Source organism: Geothrix fermentans DSM 14018 (assembly GCF_000428885.1).
Lineage (GTDB): Bacteria > Acidobacteriota > Holophagae > Holophagales > Holophagaceae > Geothrix > Geothrix fermentans.
Genome location: NZ_KE386810.1, coordinates 667149 through 687940, shown reverse-complemented (window position 1 = coordinate 687940; position 20792 = coordinate 667149). Strand labels below are relative to the sequence as shown.

The following is a 20792-nucleotide window of genomic DNA, read 5'->3' as shown; positions in this document are numbered from 1 at the left end:
GGCTCCTTTCAGGGGGTCGCCGGGGGACCGGCGGGGTGGGGTGCTTTGGGCCAGATCAGGGAGGCGGCCACGGACCCGCCCACCAGCAGGCCGATGATGCCGAGGCTCCAGGCCACGGGAACCTTGTAGGCCTCGACCACCAGCATCTTGAGGCCCACGAAGACCAGCACGAGGCTCAGGCCCACCTTGAGCAGGTGGAACCGGTCCGCCACGCCCGCGAGGAGGAAGTAGAGGCTGCGCAGGCCCAGGATGGCGAAGATGTTCGAGGTGAAGACGATGAAGGGATCCCGCGTGACGGCGAAGATGGCGGGGACCGAGTCCACGGCGAACACCAGGTCCGTCAGCTCCACCGCCACCAGCACCAGCAGCAGGGGGGTGGCGTAGCGGCGCCCGCCCGCCACGACGGTGAAGGCGGGGCCGTGGTAGGTCTCCACCGCCGGCACCGCCTTCCTGAACAGACGGAAGAGCGGGTTGTTCCTGGGATCGAATCCCTGGTTCCGTGCCACCAGCATCTTGATGCCCGTGATGACCAGGAAGGCGCCGAAGAGGTAGAGCACCCAGTGGAAGGAGGCGATGAGCGCGGCGCCCAGGCCCACGAAGAGGGCCCGCAGGGCCAGGGCCCCGAGGATGCCCCAGAAGAGCACCCGGTGCTGGTAGATGTCGGGCACGGAGAAGGCCCCGAAGATCAGCACGAAGACGAAGATGTTGTCCACGCTCAGGGCCTTCTCGATGAGGTAGCCCGTGAGGAACTCCATCCCGCGCTGGGGGCCGAAGGCCCGCCACAGGATCAGGTTGAAGGTCAGGGCCAGGGCGACCCAGACGACGCTCCAGAGGGCGGCCTCGCGGACCCCCACCCGGTGGGCCTTGCGGTGGAACACGCCCAGGTCCAGGGCCAGCATGCCCAGCACGAAGGCGATGAACGCGCCCCACATCCAGGGCGAACCGATGCTCTCCATTCAGACGCTCCTTTGGGCGGCGGGGGCGGGGCGGGGGAACCGGAGGAAGGGGGCCGGATGCTCCATGGATCAGCCTCCTAGGACCGGCGCCGGTCCAGCAGGTGGGCCACCCTCCGGCCGGCCTTGGCGGCGGCCAGGTCCACGGCGGCGTAGAGGTCCGCGTCCCGGGCCTCCACGGAGGCAGGCCCCAGCCCCCGCACCTCGAGGTCCACCTGGCAGACCTTGTCGTTCCCGCCCTTGGGGCCGTTCAGGTCGCTGAACCGGACGAGGACCCGGTCGAGCTGGGTGGAGAACCGGGACAGGGCGAAGGCCAGGCGCCGCTCGATGTGGGCTGAGATCGCCTCGGTGGCCGGGATTCCGATCGCTCTGATCTGGATGTTCATGGTGCCTCCGGGCTCCAGTTTCAGGGCGGGTGAAACATCGATCAAATAGATAAAAAAATTGAAAACATAGTTATTATCTATGTATTGAAAGACATCGCATGGACTGGCTGAACTACCATCACCTCCTCTACTTCTGGACCACGGCCCGGGAGGGCGGGGTGACCCGGGCGGCGGAGCGCCTGCGGCTGGCCCAGCCCACCCTCAGCGCCCAGATCCGGGCGCTGGAGGCCTCGCTGGGCGTGAAACTCTTCGAGAAGCAGGGGCGGGGCCTGGTCCTGACGGAGGCCGGCCGCACGGCCTTCCGCTATGCCGACGGCATCTTCGGCCTGGGCCAGGAGCTGAGGGAGTCCATGGCGGGGCTGGCCAAAGGACGGGCGCCCCTCCTGACCGTGGGCATCTCCGATGCCCTGCCCAAGCTCATGGTCCACCGGCTGCTGGAACCGGCCCTGAAGGTGCCCGAGGGCATCCGGCTGGTCTGCCTGGAGGATCGGACGGAGCGGCTGCTGGCCAAGCTCTCCCTGCACGAGCTGGACCTCGTGCTTTCGGACGCCCCGCCGCCGCCGAACAACCCGGTCCGGGCCTTCAGCCACCTCCTGGGCGAGTGCGGGGTGCAGGTGTTCGGTACCGCGGGGCTGCGGAAGGCGCACCCGGGGACCTTCCCGCGCTGCCTGGACGGCGCGCCCTTCCTGCTGCCGCCGGAGGGGACGGCCCTGCGGCGGCAGCTGGACCAGTGGTTCGAGTCCGAAGGGCTCCGCCCGCGCATCGGCGGGGAGTTCGACGACAGTGCGCTCCTCAAGACCTTCGGCCAGAAGGGCCACGGTTTCTTCTCCGCCCCCGCGCCCCTGGCGCGGGAGGTGGAGCGCCAGTACCAGGTCCGCCGACTCGGCCCGGCGAAGAACGTCCGGGAGCGGGTCTTCGCCCTCACCCTGGACCGGCGCCTGCGGCACCCCGCCGTGCTGGCCATCTCCGAGGCGGCGAAGGCCTTCGTCTGACTACCAGGCCGCGGCGGCCACCGCCAGGAGGACCAGGCCGCCCCCGCCGGCCAGGCCCATGGCCAGGAGCCGGCTCCCCGCCAGCCGCGTCCAGAGCAGCGTGCCGCTGAGGGTGAGGAAGACCAGGGCCCCGGCGAAGGCGTCCGCCAGGAGGATCCACGGAGCGTGCCCCGCGTCCGCCTTGTGCATGCGCTGGAGGGCGCCCAGGGCGTCCGCCCGGCGCCAATCCAGCTCCGCCGTCCGGTTGCCCGGCAGGTAGGTGGCCCGCACCTGCCGGGTGTGGGTGCCCAGGAGGATGGTCCAGGTTCCGGCGGCGGTGACGGGGGCGCCGCCGAACTGCACGGGCCGGGGGGCCTGGACCGTCCACCGGGCCCGCTCCGGGGCGAAGCCCAGGCGGGCGGCCAGGTCCCGGGCCAGGGTTTCCGGCGCGTCGGGCACCGCCTCCAGCGGGACCTGGACCTTCTCCACGGCGATGCGCCCGCCGGGGAGCTTCATGACGGCCCGGTGGTTCAGGAGGAAGCCCGTAAGGCCGAAGAGCAGGCCCAGGGCGGCTCCCGCCAGGCCCACCCAGGCGTGGATCCGGCGGAGCCAGACCAGGAGGCGGCGGGAACCAGCCACAGGCTAAAGCCGCAGCCGGAGGCTGAGGTCCGCGCTGAAGGGCGCCCCGGGCACCAGCAGGAGGTCGCTGGCGCCGTGGCCGGAGACGATGTACTTCCGGTTGGCGAGGTTCTTGAGATTCAGCGCCAGGTCCCATCGCTGGGAGCGGTAGTAGACGGCCCCGTCGACGGTGGTGTACGAGCCCAGCCGCACCCGGTTGCTGCTGGAGGCGAAGCGGTCGCCGGAGGCGTTCAGGCCGAGCCCTGCCCCCCAGCCGGGCGTGATGTCCCAGGTGACCCAGAGGTTGCCGCTGTCCACCGGCGTGAGGCTGGGGCGGTGCCCCTCGATGGGCACGCCGCTCACCTTGGTGCCCGGGGTGGAGCCGGTGATGCGGCCATCCAGGTGGGCGTAGCCGGCGCGCACGCGCCAGCCCTCGGCGATCTCCCCGCCCAGGCTCAGCTCCAGGCCGTTGGTGCGCTGGGTGCCCACGGGGATGAGGAGGGCCGGGTTGGCCGGATCCGTGCTCTTGATGCCCGTGCGCTCCAGGTTGAAGAGGGCCGCGGTGGCGGCGGCCTTGCCGGCGAAGAGGTCGTACTTGGCGCCCAGCTCCCAGTTGCGGGTGCGCTCGGGATCCACGGCGGCGTTGTTGACGGCCAGCGGCAGCAGCTCCGCCGAGGGCTGGAAGCTCCGGCTGTAGGACAGGTAGTAGGACTGCACCTCCGTTGGCTGGAAGACCAGGCCGGCCCGGGGGCTCCAGGCCGTGTCCACCCGCGCCAGGGTCCTCAGGGCCTTGAAGTCCTGGGTGGACTGGTCGAAGCGGTCCCAGCGCACGCCCACCAGGGCCTTCCACTGCGGGGTGAATTCCACCAGGTCCTGGACGTAGCCGCTGAGGCTCTTCTGGTGCGTCAGCGTGTCGCCGGCGGGCACCGCGTAGTTGAAGGCGGGCAGGGGCTTCAGGACGGGATCGTAGAGCGCCACGGTCACGGCGTTGGCGAAGGAGAAGTTCCGGGCCCCCTTGCGCTGGAGGCCCAGCTCCAGGCCGTAGAGCAGCTGGTGGTGGATGGAGCCCGTGCTGATCCGCTGCACCAGCTCCAGCTGGTCGAAGAGGCCGCGCTCCTGGCGGCGGAGGTCGCCGTGGGTGAGGGAGACGGTCCCCGCGGCCTCGTTCACGGCGCCCACCAGCGTGTTGTGGCGGTCCAGGTCGAAGTCGTAGGCCCGCGTGGCGTTGCGGAGGCTGAGGGCCGGGCTGAAGCGGTGCTCGAAGGTGACGGTGGTGCCGTAGACTTCCGAGCGGCTGGTGTCGTCCTTCCGGGCGTCGGCGGAGCCGTAGTAGGTCTCGCGGGGAACCTCCACCGGGCGGCCCGTGCTGAGAAGGCCGGGGATGCCGAAGTCCGTGAGGCGCTTGTCGCGCAGGTAGTCGAACTGGACCGTGAGCTTCGTGTCCTTGCCGAAGCGCCAGCCGAAGGAGGGGGCCAGGGCCTGGCGCTCCAGGAAGGACTGGTCACGGAAGCCGCCCGAGTCCTCCAGGGCGCCGGTCAGGCGGTAGTTGGCCCCCCCCGCCGCGCCGCCCAGGTCGAAGCTGGCGCGGCGCTGGCCCAGGGTGCCCAGGGTCAGCTCCAGCTCCCGGAGGAGTTGGCCGTCCGGCTGCTTGGTGCTGCGGTTGATCATGCCGCCGGAGGAGCCGCGGCCGTAGAGCACGGAGGCGGGGCCCTTCAGCACCTCCACGCGCTCCACGTTGCTGAGGTCGCGGAAGTACAGTCCGTCGTCGCGGATGCCGTCCACGAACTGGTCGCCGATGGCGGTGAAGCCTCGGATGGTCACCTGGTCGCGCTGGCCGTCGCCGCTGCTGAAGCCCACGCCCGGCACGTTCTTCAGCGCGTCCTGGATGGAGCGGGCCCCCTGGTCCTTCAGCAGGGCGGCGGGCACCTGGTCCACGGTCTGGGGGATGTCCTTCAGCGGCGCCTCGATCTTGGTGGCGGTGCGGGCGGTGACCGGCTGGTACTCCCGGTCCTCGGTCTTGGGCTTGGTCTTGGCGGCCTTCACCTTCACCTCGGCCAGGGTGGGGGCGGCGGGTTCGGGCTTGGCGGGCTCCTGGGCCATGGCCGTCAGCACGGCGAGGCAGGGCAGAAGTCGGGCGGGAAGCATGGGGGCTCCGGGTTCGGGTGGGGTTGGGAGGGGGGCCGGGAAGGGCCTGGGGTCAGGATTCGAGGTCGAAGCGGATGGGCACGAGCACCCAGGCGGCGAAGGTCTCGCCGCCGCGCATGGCGGGCACGAAGCGCCAGCGGCGCACGGTCTGGAGGGCCGCCTGGTCCAGGCGGGGGAAGCCGCTGCTGGCCTGGAGCTGGATGTCCCGGGGCAGGCCCTCGGGCGAGATCAGCACGCGCAGCAGCGTGCGGCCCTCCTCGCCCAGGCGGCGGGAGAGGGCCGGGTAGTCCGGGGGCGGATTCTGCAGGTAGGCGGCATCGAAGCGCGGCGGGACCACGCCCCCGGGCGTGCCGCCAACCGTGCCGCCGATCGTCCCGCCCGCAATGCCACCCGTCGTGCCGCCGGGGACGCCCCCGGCCGGGCCCGCCGGCGCGCTGGGGCCGGAGGCCGGAGCTGGTTCGGGCGTGTCGCGGGGAGGCGCTTCTGGCCAGGGGACCAGTGCGGGCGTGGGCTCCGCGGCCACCCCTGCGGAGCGGGGGCCCTGGGGCGCCCCGGCCGGAGGGGGCGGCGGGGCCAGGAGCGGCACCTCCTCCTCCACGAAGCTGAGGGTCACGGTCCGGGGTACCGCCACCGGGCCCGTGGCGCGGGCCCCCAGACCCACGGCCACCGCCCCGAGGGAGCCGTAGGCCAATAGGCTCAGGGCCAGCACGCGGACCCGATCGCCCGCGCCGAGGGCGGGGTCCTTGGTGACGAGGCTGGACCGGTAGATCAGGTCCTCAAGGCTGGGGGCGGGATCGGACGGCGCGGCTGGCGGGCGGGGCATGGGGTATCCAATAAAGAGACTCAATCTCAATACAAAGATTAAGAACCTCCCGATCCCCTGTCAACCTCCCGGCCTCCTCCTGGCCTCCACCGGGCGATACTTGGGGTTCGGAGGCATCCATGAAGATCCTGCTCCTCGGCTCGGGCGGCCGGGAACACGCGCTGGCCCTGAAGCTCCGGGCCTCGGCCCGGCCTATGGAGCTGGTCTCGGCGCCCGGGAGCGATGCCCTGGCGGAGCTGGGCGGCTGTGTGGCCCTGGACCTGGAGGATCCGGCCGCCGTGGCGGCCTGGTGCGCGACGAACCGTCCCGATCTGGTGGTGGCCGGGCCGGAGCTGCCCCTGGTGGCCGGTGTGGCTGACGCGGTGCGGGCCCTGGGCATCCCCGTCTTCGGCCACGACGCCGCCACGGCGCACCTGGAAGGGAGCAAGGCCTTCGCCAAGGCGTTCATGCAGCGCCACGGCATCCCCTGCGCCGCCAGCGAGACCATCACCGACCTGGCTGAGGGCGTGGCCCTGATCCGGGGCTGGTCCTACGGGTACCCCATCGTCCTCAAGGCCGACGGCCTGGCGGCGGGGAAGGGCGTGGTGCTGGCCCAGAGCGAGTCCGAGGCCCTGGAGACCTTCCGGGCCTTCCTGGAGGGGCAGTTCGGGGATGCCAGCCGTACGGTGGTGTTCGAGGAACCCCTGCACGGCATGGAGCTCTCCCTGCATGTGCTGGTGGACGTGGATGCGGATCACGCGGCCTATGCGATGCTCCCCGCCTGCCAGGACCACAAGCGCATCTTCGAGGGCGACCATGGCCCCAACACCGGCGGCATGGGGGCCTTCGGGCCCATCCCCTTCCTGCGGCCCGAGGACGTGGAGCGGATGCGGATCGAGCTGGTGGAGCCCACGGTGCGCGGCCTCCAGAAGGACGGCCTCGCGGCCCGGGGCGTGCTGTTCCTGGGCGTCATGTGGACGGCGGCGGGCCCCAAGCTGCTGGAGTACAACGTCCGGTTCGGCGATCCCGAGACCCAGGTGCTCATGCAGCTGCTGGACGAGGACCTGGCGGCCCTGCTGCTGGAGGTGGCCGAGGGCCGGCTGGCCTCCCGGGACCTGAAGCTGAAGGCCCACACGGCCATCACGGTGGTGCTGGCGGCGGAGGGCTATCCGGAGGGCGCCAGGAAGGGCGTGCCCATCTCCATCGGGACGCCCGATGTCACCGTGATCCACGCGGGCACCCGCAAGGAGGCCGGGCAGTGGCTCACCAACGGGGGCCGCGTCCTGAACCTGGCCACCTCCGCGCCGGATCTCGCCACGGCCCGGGCCGCCATCGAGGCCGCCCTGCCGCTGGTCACCTGGCCCGGCATGCAGGTCCGCCGCGACATCGGCCTCAAGGCCCTGAGGCACGCCCGCGAGGGCCGGACCGTCCAGGACCGCTGGTAAGGACTTAGCTGGCGTTCCTCAGGAACCAGACCGCCAGCACCAGGATCGCCAGGGTCAGGGTGATGGCCCCGGCGGCCCGGTGGACCCGGGGCACCCAGGGGCTGCGCCCGCGGCCCTCGCGCCAGGCCAGGGCCGCCCGGCCCAGGAGGAGGGTGGTTCCGGCGGCGCCCAGGAGCACCAGCCAGAGGACCAGGTGATGGGAGGCCAGGGCCCGGGGGTGGAGGACCACCCGGAGGAGGACCACCGTCGCGGCGGCGGCCATGAGGTGGCCGTGGAGCCGGTGATCGCCCCGTCGCACCGCGCGCAGGGCCAGGGCCAGGACGATGGCGGCGGGGATCAGCAGCAGGTCCAGCATCAGGGCCAGGGTACCCCAGCTGGCTCAGAGCGGGAGGGCCTCCAGGCGCTTCTCGCCCTCCCAGCGGTAGAAGCCCGCGCCGGACTTGCGGCCCAGTCGGCCGGCGGCCACCAGCTGGCGCAGGATGGACGGAGCCTTGAACCGGGGTTCCCCGAAGGCCTCGAACATCACATCGGCCACGCTCTGCATGGTGTCGAGGCCGATGAAGTCGCTGAGGTGCAGGGGGCCCATGGGGTGGCCGCAGCCCAGCTTCATGGCCGTGTCGATGTCCTCCACCGTGGCGAGCTTCTGCTCGGCACAGCGGAGGGCATCCAGCAGGTAGGGCACCAGGAGCCGGTTCACCACGAAGCCCGGGGCGTCGGGCGCCAGCACGGCGGTCTTGCCGAGCCTCTGGACGAAGCCCTTCAGGGCCGCCAGGGTGTCCCCGTCCGTGGCCAGGGTGCGGACGATCTCCACCAGGGGCATGGCGGGCACGGGGTTGAAGAAGTGCAGGCCCGCCAGCCGGGGCAGGCGCTCCGGGCTCAGCACGGGGCTGAGGTGGGCCACGGTGAGGCTGGAGGTGTTGGTGCAGAGTACCGCGTGGGCCCCCAGGACCTTGTCCAGCTCGGCGAAGGTCTCCAGCTTGAGGTCCATGCGCTCGGGGACGGCCTCCACCGCCAGGTCGCATCCGGCCAGGTCCGCGAAGGCGAGGGTTCCGTGGAGACGGGCGATGAAGGCGTTCCGCTGCTCCCCCGTGATCTTCCCCTTGCCCTCGGCCCGCTCCCAGGCTCCGCTGATCCGGGCCAGGCCCCTGGCGAGCAGGGACTCGTCCGCCTCCTTCACCCAGACCTCGCAGCCCGCCTCCGCCGCGCACTGCGCGATGCCCGAGCCCATGAGGCCGCAACCGACGATGCCGACACGCTGGATGTCCATGGGACGCCTCCGCTGGAATGGTGATGGTCTGGTCCCCATTCTCCGACAGATGCCCCTCCCGCGGGGTGGCGACCTCCGGTAGGATGCGTCCGCGAGGATCAGCGCTTTCCGGGGGTGCCCATGTCCGCTCTGCTCAAGGACCTGCTCGGCCACCAGGCCTGGGCCGATGCGATGTTCTTCCATGCCTGGGGCAAGTCGGCGGTCCGCGAGGACCTCGACCTGCGGACGCGGACGGGCCACCTGGTGGATGTCCAGGAGGCCTTCCTGGCGATCCTCCAGGGCGGGATCCCCACGCTGGAGGACCGCCCGGTTCCGGACTTCGAGGCACTGAAGGGGCGCTGCTGGGCCGGCCACGCGGCCTTCCAGGCCCTGATCCGCAGCCTGGACGAAGCGGCCCTGGCCCGCACCATCCGGGTGCCCTGGTTCCCTGACCCGCCCTGCCTGGTGACCGTGGCGGAGGCCCTGACCCAGGTCTGCATGCACACCCAGCACCACCGGGCCCAGAACATGACCCGCCTCAAGGCCCTGGGCGCCGTGCCGAAGAACGTGGACTACATCATCTGGCTCTGGAAACAGCGGCCTGAGCCGCGCTGGGAGTCCTGAGCGCCGGAAGGTGAGAGACTGGCTCCGGAGACGCGACATGCCGACGGACGAGGATTCCCTGCGCTTCATGCGGCGCGCCATCGAGCTCTCCCGGGTCCACATGGAGGCGGGCGAGGGGGGACCCTTCGGCGCGGTGGTGGTGAAGGACGGCCAGATCGTGGGCGAGGGCTGGAATCGAGTCACGTCTTCCCACGACCCCACGGCCCACGCCGAAGTCGTGGCCATCCGCCAGGCCTGCCAGAGGCTGGGCACCTTCCAGCTGCGGGGCTGCGAGATCTACACCAGCTGCGAGCCCTGCCCCATGTGCCTGGGGGCCGTCTACTGGGCCCGGCTGGACCGCCTCTGGTACGCCAACGGCCGGGAGGACGCCGCCGCCATCCAGTTCGACGACGAGTGGCTCTACCGGGAGGTGGCCCTTCCCGCGGAAGCCCGCAGACTCCCGTCCCGCCAGCTCCTGCGCGACGAAGCCCTGGACGTTTTCCGCGCCTGGGCGAAGAAGCCCGACAAAACCCCCTACTGACAGCCGATAGCTGACAGCCGATAGCCGATAGCTGACAGCCGAGAGCTAAATCTCCAGATACGTGTGCAGCGACCGTTCCTCGGTGAGCAGGGCGCGCAGGGCCTCCGCGGCATCGCTCTTGGCGCTGGTCTTGCGCTTGGTCTGGGGGCCCTGGACGAGCACGTCGGGATCGTAATGGACGCTGCGGAGCACATGATCCACCGTGTCGCCCTTGACGATGTGCTGCACCTTGAAGGTGTCGTCCTCGTCCACCACGATGTGGGCCTCGTTGGGGGCGCCGAAGAGGTTGTGGCGCATGCCCAGGATGTCCTGGTAGGCGCCGGTCAGGAAGAACGCCACGTAGTAGGCCTCGCCGCCGCGGGGCTCGTGGAAGGGGAGTTCGTCGCGCACGTCCTTCAGGTCGATGAACTTCTCCATCTTCCCGTCGCTGTCGCAGGTGATGTCGCAGAGGGTGGCGGACAGGCCGGGCTTCTCCTTGAGCCGGTGGATGGGCATCACCGGGAAGAGCTGCTCGATGGCCCAGTGGTCGGGCATGGACTGGAAGAGGCTGAAGTTGGCGATGAGCTTGTCCGCCAGGCTCTTGTTGAGGTCCTGGAACTCCTCGGGGACATACTTCAGGCTCTTGCTGCTGAGGATGCGGGAGAGCTTGCGGCAGACCTCCCAGAACAGCGTCTCGCCCTTGCTGCGGTCCTCGAGGCCCAGGTAGCCCAGGTTGAAGAGCGTGAGCAGCTCGTCCTTCTGGGTGATGGCGTCGTGGTACATCTCGGCGAAGTTCTTCACGGAGATGTTGTCGCGGGTGTAGGCCAGCTCCTTGAGGATCTGGGGTTCGTTGCCCGTGAGCGTCACCGTGTACTTGGTGTGGGTGGTGTCGATGAGGCCGATGATGTCCACCACCACCACCTCGTGGTAGGCCACGATGGCGCGGCCCGACTCGCTGAGCAGGTCCGGCATGGGCACCTGCTCCTGGGTGCAGATGTCCTTGGTCGTGTAGACCACATCGGCGGCGTACTCGCTGATGGTGTAGTTCATGGAGCTGCTGAAGGTGGTCTTGCTGCCGTCGTAGTCCACGCCCAGGCCGCCGCCCACGTTCAGGTAGCGGATGGGCACGCCCAGCTTGCGGAGCTTGGCGTAGATGCGGGTGGCCTCCTTCATGGCCGATTTGATCTTGCGGATGTCCGTGATCTGGCTACCGATGTGGAAGTGCAGCTCGATGACGCTGTCCAGCAGGTCGCGCTTCTCCAGCACTTCGATGGCGTCGAGGATCTCGCGGGTGGTGAGGCCGAACTTCGCATGGTCGCCGGCGCTGGTCTCCCACTTGCCGCTGCCCTGGGCGTTGAGCTTGGCGCGCAGCCCGATGAGGGGCTCGACTTTCAGTTCCTTGGCCACCTTCAGGATCAGAGGCAGCTCGGTCATCTTCTCCACGGTGATGACCACCTTGCGGCCGGCCTTGCGGGCCAGCAGGGCCATGCGGATGAAGGACTCGTCCTTGTAGCCGTTGCAGAGCACCAGGGCCTCGGGATGCAGGTCCTGGCTGAGGGCGATGATCAGCTCGGGCTTGGAGCCGGCCTCGAGCCCGTAGTGGTACTTGTTGCCGGAGCGGATGATCTCCTCGACCACTTCCTTGGTCTGGTTGGTCTTCACGGGGAAGACGCCCTGATAGCCGCCCTCGTAGCCGAACTCGATGATGGCGCGCCGGAAGGCCTCGTTGACCTCCACCACGCGGTGGTCCAGCACCTGGGGGAAGCGCAGGTTCACGGGAGTGCGGATGCCCTTCTTCTTCAGGTGCTGGACGATCTCGTAGACGTCGCAACTGAGGGACTCGTCCTTGGTGGGGGTGATCTCCAGATGGCCCTTGGCATTGATGCCGAAGTAGCCGTTCCCCCACTCCTTCACGCCGTACAGGGTCGCGGCGTCCTGGACCGTCCAGTGCTTCATGGGCATCCGAGGTGCCTCCTCAAAACCTTGGTGGCCACCTTTGGCCGGAAGTTCGTTTATAGGGAAAAAAGCCAAGCACTTCCAATGAAAAATCACGAGTTCTGGATTCTGGCCAGGGTCGCCCGCCAGTGGCGGTCCCGGACGCGCCTCAGGGCGGTCCGGCGGGTGAGCTTCCGCCACTGGGCGGCACCGTGAGGAAGCTCCTCAGCCGAGCGGGTGTGGAGGGGGCTCGGGCCGCCCCAGAGGGCCGGGTCCCCCCAGACTGGGGCCCGGTTCCAGGGGCAGGCCTCCTGGCAGGCATCGCAGCCTGCGGCCCACCGGCTCGCCGCCAGGGCGGCGGCGACGGCCGGGGGCGGCTCGGCCTCGGTCTCGATGGTGTAGGTGGTGAGGCAGCGGGCCGGGTCCAGGCGGAAGGGCTCCAGGGCGCCGGAGGGGCAGGCCTCCAGGCAGGCCGTGCAGGTCCCGCACTGCTGGGTGCCGAAGGGCTCGTCCGGGGGCAGGTCCACGGAGAGCAGCAGCACGCCCAGGAAGCCCCAGGAGCCGTCCTTCCCGGCGATGAGGAGGGTGTGCTTGCCCTGCCAGCCCAGGCCGGCCCGGGCCGCCAGCTGGCGCTCCAGCAGGGGGGCCGTGTCCACGCAGACGCGACCCTCCAGCCCCGGCCAGCGGGCCTGGGCGGCCTCCAGCAGCCGGGCCAGGCGTGGCTTGAGAATCATGTGGTAGTCCGGGCCCCAGAGGTAGCGGCTCAGCTTGAGGCTGCCTGGAGCCGCGCCGGGCACGGCCTCGGGCCGGGCGTAGGGGAAGAAACCTGCCAGGGCCGTGCGGGCCTGGGGCCAGAGGGCCCTGGGGTCCAGGAGCGTGGCCGGGTCCAGATAGGGAAGCAGGGCGCTCCGGCCCTCCTGGAACCAGGCTCGGAGATGCCCTTCCTCGTTCTGGAAGGGGCCGCAGGCGGCGAACCCGGCTCGGGCGAACCCGGCGGCCAGCGCCTCGGATCGAAGCCAGTCTCTGAATGCCAGCGGTTGCGGCGGTTCGACTGGCACGCGGTGGTTTCCTCCCTGGAGATATCCTCGCCCCCGGATCTCCGGATGTCACGGCCTTCCAGGGGCCAGGACGGCGGGGGCCCGGGAAAAGGCGGTAGGCTGGATTGAGGAGCCGAACGCCCGCCATGAACCTGCCCAATGTCCTGTCGCTCGCGCGGATCCTCATGGTCCCAGTCCTGGTCGTGGTGCTCATGACCAAGGTCACCAACCACGAGGTCATCGGCGTGCTCGTGTTCTGGGCGGCCTCCATCACGGATGCTCTCGACGGCTACTTCGCCCGGCGCTGGAAGCAGGTGACCACCCTTGGGAAGCTGCTGGATCCCCTGGCCGACAAGCTGCTGGTGTCCGGGGCCCTGATTTCCCTGGTGGAGCTGAATTTGGCGCCGGCCTGGATGACCTTCATCATCCTGGCCCGGGAGTTCGCCGTGACCGGTCTTCGCGGCATCGCCAGCGAGGAGGGCATGACCATCCCGGCCGGCACCATCGGCAAGTGGAAGATGGGCTTCCAGGTGGCGGCCATCTCATGCCTCATCCTCGGCCCCAGGCTCGACTATTGGCTCTACGAGTGGACCCACAAGGACATCTTCCACCTCTTCATCCAGCTCAACCGGCCCTACAGCTTCTTCTGGGGCATGGGCGTCCTCCTGCTGTGGGGCGCCGTCATCCTGGCCATCTGGAGCGCCATCTCCTACTTCCACGGCTTCTGGAAGGTGGTGGGCCCCAGCATCATGGCCGAGGATGGCCGCCTGACCGGAAATAAGGCGCACGAAGGACACTGAATGATCCGCAAGCATCTCCTCGCAGGCCTTTTCTCGGCATCCCCTGCGGGGATGCGCGAGACGCTTGGTAGGGCTTGGTCCGTGTGCCGACCTGGGGACTTTCGATGATCCGCAAGTATCTCCTCGCAGGCCTTTTCTCGGCATCCCCTGCGGGGATGCGCGAGACGCTCGGTAGGGCTTGGTCCGTGTGCCGACCTGGGGACCTTCGATGATCCGCAAGTATCTCCTCGCAGGCCTTTTCTCGGCATCCCCTGCGGGGATGCGCGAGACGCTCGGTAGGGTTTGGTCCGTGTGCCGACCTGGGGGCTTTCGATGATCCGCAAATACCTCCTCGCAGGCCTTTTCACTTTGCTGCCCCTCGTGGTGACGCTCTGGATCCTCAAGGGCATCTTCACGGCCCTGGTGGGCATCTCGCGGGAGCCACTCACCTGGGTGGCCCACCTGACCCGCATGCCGGACCCGCCCACCTGGGCGCTCGCCGCCCTTTCCGCCCTGGCCACCGTGCTGCTGCTGCTGCTGGTGGGCGCCCTGATGGGCAACTTCATCGGCCGCCAGCTGCTGGGCTGGATGGACGAGCTGATGATGTCCCTCCCCGTGGTGAAGACCGTCTACGGCGCCACCCGGCAGCTCATGGGCGCCATCCAGTCGGGGCAGGGGGGCAGCTTCAAGGAGGTGGTGATCGTCGAGTGGCCCCACCCCGGCTCGTTCACTCTTGGCTTCGTGGCCGGCCGGGACTGCTCCTGGGCCATCCCCGGCGGCCAGGGCATGGTCGCCGTCTACATCCCCACCGCCCCCAACCCCACCTCGGGCTATGTGATCATGATCGAGGCCTCCAAGGTAAAGTCGGCGGACCTCAGCGCCGATCAGGCTCTGACCTGGGCCATCAGCGGCGGGGTGGTGACGCCCATCCGCACCGGGACCGGCAGCTTCCGGATGCCGGAGAAGCCGTGAGCGCCCTCCAGAACCGCCGGATCCTCGTCACCGGCGCCGGCAGCGGCATCGGGCGGACGGCGGCCCGACTCTTCCGGGACCGCGGGGCCGAGCTCATCCTGGTGGGCCGGCATCTCGACAGGCTGAAGGAGACGCTGCCGGATGCGGTCCATGCGGTCCTGGACCACACGGACGACGCGGCGGTGGCGGCCTTCGCCCGGGAGTGTCCGGAGCTGGATGGCATGTTCCTGAACGCCGGAGGGCTCCTCCTGGGCTCGGTGACGTCGATGCCCGTGGCCGACTTCGATGCCACGCTCGCCGTGAATCTGCGGGGCCCCTGGCTCATGGCCCACCACCTGGGCCCGAGGGTGAAGGACGGCGGCAGCGTGGTGCTGGTGGGCTCCAACATCGGCATCCGGGCCATCCCCGACAGCGCGGCCTACAGCGTGGCCAAGGCCGGCGTCCACATGCTGGCGAAGGTGCTGGCCCTGGAGTGGGCGCCCCGGCGCATCCGCTGCAACGCCATCGCGCCCGGTCCGGTGCGGACGGCCATGGTGGACGCCCGCCTGGAGGCCAGCGCGGATCCCGAGGGCGATCTGGCGCGCCTGTCGGCGGTGAACCCCCTCAGGCGCCTGGGCACCGAGGCTGAGGTGGCCGCCCTGGCCGCGCACCTGCTGGGGGCCGAGAGCGGGTGGACGACGGGGGCGGTGATCCCGATTGATGGCGGTGCCGACGCGGTCTATTAGGCCCGCTGGCCAGGTGATGCTCAGCGGTGCGGGGCCCCGCTCGGGAGGCTGCCGCAGCAGCCTCCGCTCGCGACCCGCATCCGCTTCGCGGCGGTGCCGACGCGGTCTATTAGGCCCGCGGGCCAGGCGATGCTCAGCGGTGCGGGGCCCCGCTCGGGAAGCTGCCGCAGCAGCCTCCACTCGCGACCCGCATCCGCTTCGCGGCGGTGCCGACGCCGACTACTGAGGCCCGCTAAGAGGTCAATCCACCTCAAGGAAGTTCAGGTCCTTGGCGTGGGTCTCCTCCATGCCCCAGAGGCTCAGGGCGGCGAAGGCCAGGCAGCTGAGGCCGATGGCCAGGGCGGAGTTGACGATGCCCCAGTGGGCCTTGAGGGCCAGGAACGAGGTGGTGATGAGGACCACCGCCCCCCGGACGAAGTTGGGCACGGTGACGGTGACCGTGGCGCGCATGTTGGTGCCGAACTGCTCGCTGGCGATGGTGACGAACACGGCCCAGTAGCCTGCCGAGAAGCCGAGGGCCACGCACAGGGCGTAGTAGGCCTGCGCGGAGAGCCCCCGGCTGAGGAGGGTGGCCAGCACCGTCACCAGCGTGAGCCCCTGGAAGATCAGCACGGTCTTCTTCCGGCTGGCGATCCACTGGCTGAAGAAGCCCGATCCCAGGTCGCCGATGGCCAGGCCCAGGTAGCAGGAGGCGATGGCGTGCCCGGGGTTCACCTCTCCCACCACGCCCAGGCTCCTGGCCAGCTCCGGAGAGGAGGCCACCAGGATCGAGACCACGTACCAGATGGGGACGCCGATGAGGATGCTGCGCAGGTAGCGGGAGAACCGGGCGAAGTTGGTGAACAGCATGAGGAAGTTGCCCTTGGCCACGTCCTGCCTGGCAAGGTCCTTGAACATCCCGGAGTCCGTCACCTTGATGCGGAGGACGAGGAGCAGCAGGCCCAGCACGCCGCCCGTGATGAAGGCGCCCCGCCAGGAGAGGAGGTTGCCCACGACGTCGGCCACCAGGGCCCCTGTGATACCGACGCTCGCCACCACCGCCGTGCCGTAGCTCCGGATCTCCTTGGGCAGCACCTCGCTCACGAGGGTGATGGCCGCCCCCAGCTCGCCCGAGAGGCCGAGGCCCGCGAGGAAGCGCATGGCCGCATAGGCGGGGATGGTGGTGACGAAGGCGTTGGCGATGTTGGCGAGGGAGTAGAGGGTGATGCTCCCGAAGAGCACCGACATGCGTCCCTTCTTGTCGCCGAGGATGCCCCAGAGCACGCCGCCGGCCAGCATGCCGATCATCTGGAAGTTGAACAGGTAGACGAAGGTGGGCAGGATCTGGCCCGCCGGGACCCCGAGATCCTTGAGGCTCTGGGTGCGGACGATGGGGAAGAGGATCAGGTCGAAGATGTCCACGAAGTAGCCGAGGGCGCCGACGATCACGGTGAGGTTGACGACGTCCTTCCAGGAATGGCGTTTCATCAGGCTGCTCCAGATGGGCGGGTGGATGATCCATGGTTCCTTCTGGGGGGCCGCAGTTCAAGGGCCGAGGCCGGCCGGACCGGTCCCTCCTACGGAGGAACCCCGGATCGGGCACACTGGGCGCTGGAGGCATCCGTGTCCGAACCCGCCTGGCCTGCGCCACCCGAGGGAATCTGCGGCCTGCCCTCCACCCTCGAGACGGAGGTGGCCATCCTGGGCGCCGGCATCCACGGCGCGGCCCTGGCCCGGGAGCTGACCCTGCGCGGGGTGCCCTGCGCCCTGGTGGACAAGGGCGGGGTGGGCGGGGGCACCAGCCAGTGGTCCAGCCAGCTCCTCCACGGCGGCATCCGCTACATGCTCACGGGCGACACCCGGCAGATGCGGGAGGGCCTGGCCGAGCGTGCGGCCTGGGCCCGCATCGCGCCCAGCCGCTGCCACTGGGAGGCGTTCTGGATGCCCCACCGCTATTGGGTGGAGGGCCTGGCCCACCGCGTGGGCATCGGCCTCTACGACCACTGGGGCGCCGAGCGGCCAGGCTGGCCCGCGGAGCTGAGGCTGGGCCATGTCCCCGGCGGGGCCTTCCAGGCGGACCCCCGGAGCCAGGGCGGCCCCTTCCGCGGCGCCACGGCCTACGCAGACCTCATGACCTGGGACCGGGACCTGACGAAGGATCTGGCCGCCTCCAGCCAGGCCCTGCTCCTGGACTTCCACGAACCGGAGGCCTTCGAGCAGGGCGAGGACGGTCTGCGGTCCCTGCGCCTGTGCGACCGCCGGAGCGGGGCCGAGCGCCAGCTCACGGCCCGCCGCTGGGTCTTCGCCTTGGGGCCCTGGACCGATGGCGCCATGGCCCGCTGGTTCGGCGAGACGCGGAAGCGCCTGCGCCTTTCATCCGGCATCCACCTCTGGTTCGACCCCGTGCCGGGCTGCGAGCGGCCCTGGGCCATCCGGCGTCCCAAGGGACGCATCCTCTTCGTCATCCCCCGGGACGGACTGCTCCAGGTGGGCACCACCGAGCGGGAGGTGGAGGACGGCTGGGTGCCCATCCTCGACGCCGAGCGCGAGGAGCTGTTCGGCGCGCTGGAAGCGAACTTGCCCGCCATCCCCTGGCGGAAGTTGCCCGTGCGCGCCGAGGAGCTGGGGGTGCGCCCCCTGGTGGCCGCCACCGGCGCCACCACCCACCTGAGCCGCGAGGCCGTGCTGGAGCGGCACGACCGCTTCCGGAACCTGACCCTGGTCCTCGGCGGCAAGCTCACCACGGCCCGGGCCCTCATGGACCGGCTCGCCACGGACCTCACGGGCCTGCGCTGCGAAGCCTCCACCACCGCGCCCCTGCGTGTTTGGGATGGACAGGCGCCGGAACTCCGGTAGAATCGTTCTTTCAGTGCGGTCCCGTAGCTCAGCTGGATAGAGCATCAGACTACGAATCTGAGGGTCGGGCGTTCGAGTCGCTCCGGGACCACCAATCAATACAATGCTTAGGCCCAGGCCAATCGCCTGGGCCTTTGTCTTGTTGGACATCCCAACAAGATCAGGTCGGCTCCTCGACTTCAGGGCCGCCGATCACATCTGTCGGGCACGACTTGGATGAGGCTGGTCATGATGGGGTGCCTTCCCCCATCACCACCAGACCCCAAGACCGGCCATCCAGGGCTCGGTCCCCACTTCCCGGAGGACGCCTTTGTTCAGGACGATTCAATCCAAGCGATGGACGGCATGGGCAGGCGCGCTGGCGCTCGCGCCGGGGCTGCTGTGGGCCCAGGCGAAGCCGGGCGCGGGGTACAGCCAGCCTCCGAAGGCGATCCTCGATGCCATGCTGGCGCCTTCGCCCGCCTCGCCGATCATCAGCCCCTCGCTGGACCGGATGCTGCTGGTGTCCTGGGAGGACTATCCTTCCATCTCCCGGGTGGCCACGCCCTACCTGCGTCTGGCCGGCGTCCGCATCGAGCCCAGGAACCACAGCAAGCACGACACGCCGGGCGGCTACGGCATTCCGCTGGCGGCCCGCAGCTTCGAGCTGGTCCGCATCCCGGATGGCGCGACCACGAAGGTGCAGCTCCCGGCGGGTGGCATCGTGCAGGCCCCCCTGTGGAACGCGACCGGAACCCGGTTCGCCTTCTCCCGGGTGACCGACCATTCCGTGGAGCTGTGGGTGGGGGACGGTGTCACAGGCGCGACGCGGCAGGTTCCGGGCGTCTGGGTGAACCAGATGCTCGGCGGCGAGGTCCAGTGGTTGCCGGATCAGAAGACCCTGCTGGTGAAGGCCGTGCCCGCGGACCTGGGCCCGGCCCCCGCCGCCCCGGAGGTGCCCCCGGGACCGAGCATCCAGGAATCCATGGGCGGGAAGGGGCAGAGCAGCACCTACGAGACCCGCGACACCCTGGGCAGCCCCCACGACGAGGATGTGTTCGACCACTACGCCACCTCGCAGCTCCTGCTGGTGGATGCGGAGACGGGCACCGCGACCTCCGTCGGCGCCCGCGACCGCTTCCTGCAGGTGCGTCCGGCGCCCGATGGGAAGCACCTGCTGGTCTCGGTCCTTCGCAAGCCCTACTCCTACGTCACCACCTTCGACCGCTTCCCCAAGGTGGTCGAGGTATGGGAGCTCACGGCGCCTGCCACGCCCGTGAAGCGGCCCATCGCCTCCCTTCCCCTGGCCGACCGGGTGCCCATCCACGGCGAGCCCCTGGGGCCCCGCCAGTTCACCTGGCGGCCCACCGAGCCGGCGACCCTGCTGTGGGTGGAGGCCCTCGATGGCGGCGACTGGAAGGCCAAGGTGCCGCATCGGGACAAGGTCATGGCCCTGAAGGCACCCTTCACCGGGGCGCCCGCGGAGCTCTTCCGCACGGAGCAGCGGTACGAGGGCATGTGGTGGTCCGCGAAGCCGGGCCTGGCCCTGCGGTACGAATACGACCACAACCGCCACTGGCAGCGGACCTTCATCGTGAATCCGGATGATCCCAAGCAGGCTCCCCGCAAGCTCTGGGATCTGTCCACCGAGGAGCGGTACGCGGATCCGGGTTCGCCCGTGATGAGCGTCCAGCCCAACGGCACCTACGTGCTCCGGCAGGACGGGGACACGATCTACCTGCGCGGCAGCGGCGCCTCGCCCGAGGGGGACCGTCCCTTCCTGGACCGGCTGGATCTGCACAGCCTCAGAACCGAGCGCCTGTTCCGCTCCGGCAGGACGGAATACGAGCAGTTCGTGGGCTTCGCGGGCAGGGACCCGAAGCAGCTCCTCACCTGGCACCAGTCGCCCGTGGATCCGCCCAACGTCACCCTCCGGAGCCTGGGCAAGGCGGTGAAGGCCGAGGCCGGCGAGGCGGCCTTCACCTCCACCCGGCGCGCGGTGACCCACATCCCGGACCCCACGCCGGAGATCCGCCAGATCAAGAAGCGCCTGGTGAAGTACAAGCGGGCCGATGGCGTGGACCTGTCCTTCACCCTCTACACCCCGCCGGGCTACCAGGAGGGCACCCGCGTCCCGGCCATCCTGTACGCCTATCCTCTGGACTACGCCGATCCCTCCAAGGCCGGCCAGGTGTCGGGGTCGCAGTACACCTTCACCCGGCTCCGGAACTACCGCCTGCTCCTGCTGGCGGGCTACGCCATCATCGACAACGCCTCCTTCCCCATCGTGGGTGACCCCACCAAGGCCTACGACACCTACCTCGAACAGCTCGTGGCCAATGCCAAGGCTGCCGTGGACAAGGCCGTGGAGTTGGGCGTGGCGGACCGCGACCGCATCGGCGTCACCGGGCACAGCCACGGCGCCCTGATGACCGCGAACCTGGTGGCCCACTCCGACCTCTTCAAGGCCGGCGTGGCGACCAGCGGCTCCTACAACAAGACCCTGACGCCCTTCGGATTCCAGAACGAGCGCCGCTCCGTGTGGGAGGCCCCCGAGGTCTACCGCAAGGTCTCCACCTTCTTCTCCGCCGACAAGCTCAAGACGCCGCTGCTCATCATGCACGGCGCCGACGACGCGAACCCGGGGACGACACCCCTCCAGGCCACCAAGCTCTACGAGGCCATCCGGGGCAACGGTGGCACCACGCGGCTGGTCATGCTGCCCTTCGAGCCCCACTGGTACACGGCCCTGGAGTCCAACGAACAGCTCCTCTATGAGATGGTGCGCTGGTTTGACACCTATGTGAAACCGGCGGGCAAGCCCAAGCCCTGATGGGGCCA

The 20792-nt window shown here is 69.8% G+C and carries 19 protein-coding genes and 1 tRNA gene; 10 read left to right on the top strand and 10 right to left on the bottom strand.

From position 1 onward, the window contains the following. Positions 1-8: 8 nt before the first annotated feature. Together G398_RS0113705 and G398_RS18560 are read right to left on the bottom strand one after the other, a co-directional pair. The gene (locus G398_RS0113705; RefSeq protein ID WP_026854020.1) at positions 9-956 is read right to left on the bottom strand and encodes a TerC family protein; all 948 of its coding nucleotides are present in this window, start codon (positions 954-956) and stop codon (positions 9-11) included. A 77-nt stretch (positions 957-1033) separates the two neighbouring features. Continuing rightward, the gene (locus G398_RS18560) at positions 1034-1339 is read right to left on the bottom strand and encodes an HPF/RaiA family ribosome-associated protein (protein WP_052571984.1); all 306 of its coding nucleotides are present in this window, start codon (positions 1337-1339) and stop codon (positions 1034-1036) included. A gap of 98 nt (positions 1340-1437) precedes the next feature. Here G398_RS18560 and nhaR point away from each other — a divergent pair, with 98 nt between their 5' ends. After that, complete coding sequence (gene nhaR / locus G398_RS0113695) at positions 1438-2331, top strand: transcriptional activator NhaR (RefSeq protein ID WP_026854019.1); 894 nt, start codon at positions 1438-1440, stop codon at positions 2329-2331. Here the strand turns inward: nhaR and G398_RS18555 are convergent, their stop codons facing one another. Genes G398_RS18555 through G398_RS21215 form a run of 3 tightly spaced genes read right to left on the bottom strand, consistent with a single transcriptional unit; the run spans position 2332 to position 5896 of the window. After that, positions 2332-2949: a PepSY-associated TM helix domain-containing protein gene (locus tag G398_RS18555; protein ID WP_043484995.1), complete on the bottom strand. Its 618-nt coding sequence runs from the start codon at positions 2947-2949 to the stop codon at positions 2332-2334. A gap of 3 nt (positions 2950-2952) precedes the next feature. Beyond that, the gene (locus G398_RS0113685) at positions 2953-5073 is read right to left on the bottom strand and encodes a TonB-dependent receptor (protein WP_026854018.1); all 2121 of its coding nucleotides are present in this window, start codon (positions 5071-5073) and stop codon (positions 2953-2955) included. Positions 5074-5125: 52 nt separating this feature from the next. After that, positions 5126-5896 (bottom strand): energy transducer TonB, encoded by a 771-nt coding sequence (locus tag G398_RS21215; protein ID WP_052571981.1) that lies wholly within the window; start codon positions 5894-5896, stop codon positions 5126-5128. 119 nt (positions 5897-6015) lie between these two features. Here G398_RS21215 and purD point away from each other — a divergent pair, with 119 nt between their 5' ends. Then, on the top strand, positions 6016-7320 hold the full coding sequence (gene purD, locus G398_RS0113675; RefSeq protein WP_026854017.1) for a phosphoribosylamine--glycine ligase: 1305 nt from the start codon (positions 6016-6018) through the stop codon (positions 7318-7320). A 4-nt stretch (positions 7321-7324) separates the two neighbouring features. Here purD and G398_RS22065 read toward each other — a convergent pair whose 3' ends face one another. Both G398_RS22065 and G398_RS0113665 read right to left on the bottom strand, forming a co-directional pair. Beyond that, a complete protein-coding gene (locus G398_RS22065) occupies positions 7325-7675 on the bottom strand; it encodes a hypothetical protein (protein WP_026854016.1) in 351 nt (116 codons plus the stop codon). Between the two features lie 24 nt (positions 7676-7699). Next, positions 7700-8587, bottom strand: a complete 888-nt coding sequence (locus G398_RS0113665) for a 3-hydroxyacyl-CoA dehydrogenase family protein (RefSeq protein ID WP_026854015.1) — start codon at positions 8585-8587, stop codon at positions 7700-7702. A 120-nt stretch (positions 8588-8707) separates the two neighbouring features. On the opposite strand from G398_RS0113665, the gene G398_RS0113660 reads away from it, so the two are divergent. Together G398_RS0113660 and G398_RS0113655 are read left to right on the top strand one after the other, a co-directional pair. Next, a complete protein-coding gene (locus G398_RS0113660; RefSeq protein ID WP_026854014.1) occupies positions 8708-9190 on the top strand; it encodes a DinB family protein in 483 nt (160 codons plus the stop codon). Positions 9191-9227: 37 nt separating this feature from the next. Next, positions 9228-9710, top strand: coding sequence for a nucleoside deaminase (locus G398_RS0113655; protein ID WP_043484990.1), 483 nt, complete (start codon positions 9228-9230; stop codon positions 9708-9710). Between the two features lie 45 nt (positions 9711-9755). Here the strand turns inward: G398_RS0113655 and speA are convergent, their stop codons facing one another. Then, the gene (gene speA / locus G398_RS0113650) at positions 9756-11645 is read right to left on the bottom strand and encodes a biosynthetic arginine decarboxylase (RefSeq protein ID WP_245576305.1); all 1890 of its coding nucleotides are present in this window, start codon (positions 11643-11645) and stop codon (positions 9756-9758) included. Between the two features lie 92 nt (positions 11646-11737). Continuing rightward, complete coding sequence (queG, locus tag G398_RS18545) at positions 11738-12682, bottom strand: tRNA epoxyqueuosine(34) reductase QueG (RefSeq protein WP_052571979.1); 945 nt, start codon at positions 12680-12682, stop codon at positions 11738-11740. 125 nt (positions 12683-12807) lie between these two features. Between queG and pgsA the strand changes: the two genes are divergently transcribed. The 3 genes from pgsA (at position 12808) to G398_RS0113630 (ending at position 15137) form a co-directional block, all read left to right on the top strand. Continuing rightward, on the top strand, positions 12808-13461 hold the full coding sequence (pgsA, locus tag G398_RS18540; protein ID WP_052571977.1) for a CDP-diacylglycerol--glycerol-3-phosphate 3-phosphatidyltransferase: 654 nt from the start codon (positions 12808-12810) through the stop codon (positions 13459-13461). A gap of 312 nt (positions 13462-13773) precedes the next feature. Next, a complete protein-coding gene (locus tag G398_RS0113635) occupies positions 13774-14412 on the top strand; it encodes a DUF502 domain-containing protein (protein ID WP_026854011.1) in 639 nt (212 codons plus the stop codon). Beyond that, positions 14409-15137 (top strand): SDR family NAD(P)-dependent oxidoreductase, encoded by a 729-nt coding sequence (locus G398_RS0113630; RefSeq protein WP_026854010.1) that lies wholly within the window; start codon positions 14409-14411, stop codon positions 15135-15137. The genes G398_RS0113635 and G398_RS0113630 overlap by 4 nt, the downstream gene beginning before the upstream one ends. Before the next feature lie 240 nt (positions 15138-15377). Here the strand turns inward: G398_RS0113630 and G398_RS0113625 are convergent, their stop codons facing one another. After that, complete coding sequence (locus tag G398_RS0113625) at positions 15378-16604, bottom strand: MFS transporter (protein ID WP_043484987.1); 1227 nt, start codon at positions 16602-16604, stop codon at positions 15378-15380. Between the two features lie 135 nt (positions 16605-16739). Here G398_RS0113625 and G398_RS0113620 point away from each other — a divergent pair, with 135 nt between their 5' ends. From G398_RS0113620 to G398_RS0113610, 3 genes are all read left to right on the top strand, one after another. Beyond that, positions 16740-17972 carry an FAD-dependent oxidoreductase gene (locus G398_RS0113620; RefSeq protein ID WP_026854008.1) on the top strand — a complete coding sequence of 411 codons (1233 nt, stop codon included), beginning with the start codon at positions 16740-16742 and terminating at the stop codon, positions 17970-17972. A gap of 17 nt (positions 17973-17989) precedes the next feature. Beyond that, positions 17990-18066 (top strand) — tRNA-Arg (locus G398_RS0113615). A 216-nt stretch (positions 18067-18282) separates the two neighbouring features. Then, on the top strand, positions 18283-20784 hold the full coding sequence (locus G398_RS0113610) for an alpha/beta hydrolase family protein (protein WP_211229094.1): 2502 nt from the start codon (positions 18283-18285) through the stop codon (positions 20782-20784). Positions 20785-20792: the final 8 nt, after the last annotated feature.